Source organism: Halapricum sp. CBA1109, assembly GCF_009741825.1.
Classification (GTDB): Archaea; Halobacteriota; Halobacteria; order Halobacteriales; family Haloarculaceae; genus Halapricum.
This window is the reverse complement of the sequence record NZ_WPCA01000185.1, coordinates 1-4389: the sequence shown is the minus strand read 5'-3', so window position 1 is coordinate 4389 and position 4389 is coordinate 1. Positions and strand designations below refer to the sequence as shown.

3 protein-coding genes are annotated in these 4389 nt (G+C 68.2%); 2 read left to right on the top strand and 1 reads right to left on the bottom strand.

Going from position 1 to position 4389, the window contains the following annotated elements; genetic code table 11:
- A partial coding sequence (locus GJ629_RS14595) for a chemotaxis protein CheW (RefSeq protein WP_157513681.1) occupies nucleotides 1-848 on the top strand: 848 nt, incomplete at its 5' end.
- Here GJ629_RS14595 and GJ629_RS14590 read toward each other — a convergent pair.
- Complete coding sequence (locus GJ629_RS14590; protein ID WP_157513680.1) at nucleotides 849-2000, bottom strand: NAD(P)/FAD-dependent oxidoreductase; 1152 nt, start codon at nucleotides 1998-2000, stop codon at nucleotides 849-851.
- 91 nt (nucleotides 2001-2091) lie between these two features.
- Between GJ629_RS14590 and GJ629_RS14585 the strand changes: the two genes are divergently transcribed.
- The gene (locus tag GJ629_RS14585) at nucleotides 2092-4344 is read left to right on the top strand and encodes an NADP-dependent malic enzyme (RefSeq protein WP_157513679.1); all 2253 of its coding nucleotides are present in this window, start codon (nucleotides 2092-2094) and stop codon (nucleotides 4342-4344) included.
- The last annotated feature ends 45 nt before the right edge of the window (nucleotides 4345-4389 follow it).

Below are 4389 nucleotides of genomic sequence, written 5' to 3'. Positions count from 1 at the left end.
CGACGACGACCGCGACCCCCGAGGAGCGGTCGAACCAATCGCCCGACGACGGGGCCGATGGCGGCGAAACGGCCACCGGGAACGGTGGCGACGAGACGGCCACCGAGGAGGAAGGAATCGAGGCCGACGACACCCCGACCGAAGCGGCCGAGGCAGACCCCACCGACGACGAGTCGGCGTGGTTCGACGACGACGCCGACGAGGGAGGTGCTGGGACCGCCGCCGCGGCGAGTCAGTCCGACGGCGACGAGGGCGAGACGGCCGCGGACAAGGGTGAGACGACCACGGCAGCGGCGGCCGCGGCCGGCGCCGCCGCGGAGTTCGAACGCGACGAGGTCACGACGGTCGACGCCGAGGAGTCCGCCCAAGCGGTCACCGAGGCCGAGGAGGAGGCCGAAAGCGAGGAGGAGGTCCGGGTCCTCGAGTTCGAACTCGGGGACGAGCGGTACTGTCTGGACATCATGTACGTCGAGGAGATAGTCAAGGAAGAACAGATCACGCGGGTCCCGAACACGCCCGACTTCGTCCGCGGGGTCGTCGACCTCCGGGGACAGATCACGACTATCCTCGACCCCAAGGAGTCCATCGGCATCGAGGGCGAGACCAGCGACGAACTCATCGTCGTCTTCGACGGCGACACCTTCGAGGATCAGGGTCACATCGGCTGGGCCGTCGACGAGGTCCGGCAGGTCACGCCCGTCACCGAGTCCGAAGTCAAGGAGTCGCCGGTCGACCAGAAACACGTCAACGGCGTCATCGAACGCGACGACGAGTTCGTCATCTGGACGCGCCCGGAGATAGCGCTCGCGGAGGCCGCGGCCGAGGCCGAAGCGGACGCCGACAACTGATTACTCGCCGGCGGCCAGTCCGAACTCCTCGCGCACCAAGTCGACGGCCCGCGTGACGGCCCCGACCGAGGTGAGATAGCCCGCACCGACCGAACTCTTCACCGCGTAGGCCGCCGCGCCGCGCAGCACCGTCGGCCCGACTTTTGCGACCGCACCGTCCCCGACGCTGACCAGCCACCCCAGTTGATCGTAGTTGTACCGTTCCAGTCGTGGCTCGAAGCCGTCGCCGCCGGAGCGGTCGTGTGCCAGCAGGCGGGCGATGTTCTCGGCGGCGACCGGCCCCTGCCTGACGGCGGTGTGTGCCGTCGCCGGCGCGGCCTGTCCGTCCTCGTCGATGACGCGCGCGGCGTCGCCGACGGCGAAGGTCCGGTCGCCAAGTTGGAGTGTGCTCCGTACCACCGGCCGCTCGCCGTCGGTCACGTCCGTCCCGCGGACCCCACCGGTCCAGACGAGTTGGTCGTAGTCGTGTTCTGTCCCGTCGGCCAGCGAGACGGTGTCCGCGTCGGCTTCCGTGACGGTCCGGCCAGTCTCGACCACCACGTCCCGCGCCTCCAGTTCCTCCCGGAGGGGACCCTGAATGTCCGTCGGGAACCCCGGCGCGACGGTGTCGGCCTGTTCGAGCAGGCGGATCGTGACACCCTCGGCGCCCTCCTCGCGGGCCAGTGCGGCCAGTTCGCCGGCCACCTGGATGCCCGAGAGGCCGGCCCCGCCGACGATGACCTCGCCCTCGTCGGCCTCGGCGAGGGGGAGAAACTCCTCGCGGATCCGTTCGGCGTGGGCGATGGTCCGCAACGGCGTCGCGTGCTCGCGGACGCCCGGGAGGCCGTAGAACTCGGTCTCGACGCCGGTACAGACCGCGGCGGCGTCGTACTCGACGGTCGTCCCGTCGTCGAGGGTCGCTTCCTCGGCCTCGTGGTCGATATCGGCGAGACGTTCTTGTCGGACTTCCGCCCGGTCGAACAGGTCCGTGAAGGGGACCGCGATGTCCTCGGCGATTGCGGGCCGGCGGACGACGCGGTGTATCTCGTGGCGGACGACGTGGACGGGACTGTCGTCGAAGACGACTATCTCGTCGCCGGGCGGGAGTGTCTGTTCTAGCTGTCGGACCAGTGGCACGCCGGCGTATCCAGCGCCGAAGACGGCAACTCGCATACCGCTCGTTGGGCCGGGACCGACTAAAGGCCGCGGTCGGAAGACTTGCGGGTCGGCGTAGCTTTTTGGCCGTGGGCCACCCTCCTCCGGCATGGGACTCGACGAGGACGCACTCGAATACCACCGCGAGAAGCCACCCGGGAAGATAGAGATAGCGACCACCAAACCGACCAACACCCAGCGGGACCTCTCGCTGGCGTACTCGCCGGGCGTCGCCGCCCCGTGTCGCGCCATCGAGACGCGGACCGAGGACGTCTTCGAGTACACCGCGAAGGGAAACCTCGTCGCCGTCGTCTCGGACGGCAGCGCCACCCTCGGACTGGGCGACATCGGTCCCGAGGCCTGCAAGCCCGTCATGGAGGGCAAGGGCGTGCTGTTCAAACGCTTCGCGGACATCGACGTCTTCGACCTCGAACTCGACACAGACGACCCCGACGGGATGGTGGGGGCCGTCTCGGCGATGGAACCGACCTTCGGCGGGATCAACTTAGAGGACATCAAGGCCCCCGAGTGTTTCGAGGTCGAGCGTCGCCTCCGGGAGCAACTGGACATCCCCGTCTTCCACGACGACCAGCACGGGACGGCCATCATTTCCGGGGCGGCGCTGATCAACGCCGCCGAACTGGCCGGCAAGGACCTCGACGAACTGGAAATCGTCTTCTCGGGGGCCGGCGCGAGCGCCATCGCCAGCGCCCGCTTCTACGTCTCGCTGGGCGTCGACCGCGAGAACGTCACGATGTGTGACTCCTCGGGCATCATCACCCAGGCCCGCGCTGAGGCGGGCGAGGTCAACGAGTTCAAAGCCGAGTTCGCCAGCGACCGCCCCGAGGGTGACCTCGCGGACGCGATGGACGGCGCCGACGTCTTCGTCGGCCTCTCCGTCGGCGGCATCGTCTCCCCGGAGATGGTCCGCTCGATGGCGAGCAATCCGATCATCTTTGCGATGGCAAACCCCGACCCCGAAATCGACTACGACGAGGCCAAAGCCGCCCGCGAGGACACGGTCATTATGGCGACCGACCGTTCGGACTACCCGAATCAGGTGAACAACGTCCTCGGGTTCCCGTTTATATTCCGCGGGGCGCTGGACGTCCGCGCGACGGAGATAAACGAGGATATGAAGGTCGCCGCCGCGCGGGCGCTGGCGTCGCTGGCCCGTCAAGACGTGCCCGACGCCGTCGTCAAGGCCTACGGCGACCAACCGCTGCAGTTCGGCCCCGAGTACATCATTCCGAAGCCACTCGACCCGCGCGTCCTCTTCGAGGTGACGCCCGCCGTCGCCGAGGCGGCCATCGACTCGGGGTGTGCCCGGAAAGACCTCGATCTGGACCGCTACGTCGAGGCGCTGGAAGCCCGTCTGGGCAAGTCCCGCGAGATGATGCGGGTCGTCCTGAACAAGGCAAAGAGCGACCCCAAACGGCTGGTGTTGGCCGAGGGCGACGACGAGAAGATGATCCGCGCGGCCTACCAGATAGTCGACCAGGGCATCGCCCGGCCGCTGCTCCTCGGCGACCGGGACCGCATCACCGCCATCGTCGACACGCTGGGCCTGTCGTTCGACCCGGACATCTTAGACCCCGACGAGGCCGACGTCGAGCGCTACGCCGACCGCCTGTACGAACTCCGCCAGCGCAAGGGGATCACCCGACGGGAGGCTGCCGACCGGATCCGGAACGGCAACTACCTCGGGAGCGTCCTCGTCGAGATGGGCGAGGCCGACGCGATGTTGACGGGCCTGACCCACCACTACCCCTCGGCGTTGCGGCCGCCGTTGCAGGTCATCGGGACCGCCGACGACGCCGACTACGTGGCCGGCGTCTATATGCTGACGTTCAAGAATCAGGTCGTCTTCTGTGCGGACACGACGGTCAACACCGACCCAGACGCGGATGTGATGGCCGAGGTGACCCGCCACACCGCCGACCTCGCCCGGGAGTTCAACGTCGACCCGCGGGCGGCTATCCTCTCGTACTCGAACTTCGGGAGCGTCGACACCGCGGGGACTCGCAAGCCCCGCCGCGCCGCCGAGATACTGCGTGAGGACCCCGCTGTCGACTTCCCCGTCGACGGGGAGATGCAAGCGGACACGGCGCTGGTCGAGGACATCCTCACCGACACCTACGAGTTCTCGGAGTTGGACGACCCCGCGAACGTCCTCGTGTTCCCGAACCTCGAAGCGGGCAACATCGGCTACAAACTCCTCCAGCGACTCGGCGGCGCGGGCGCTATCGGCCCGATGCTCGTCGGGATGGACGCGCCCGTCCACGTCATCCAACGCGGCGACGAGGTCAAGGACATCGTCAACCTCGCCAGCGTCGCCGTCGTCGACGCACAGGAGGAGTGACGCGGCGCGAGCGAACCGAGCGCCGCGCTTTTTCCCCACCGTTTT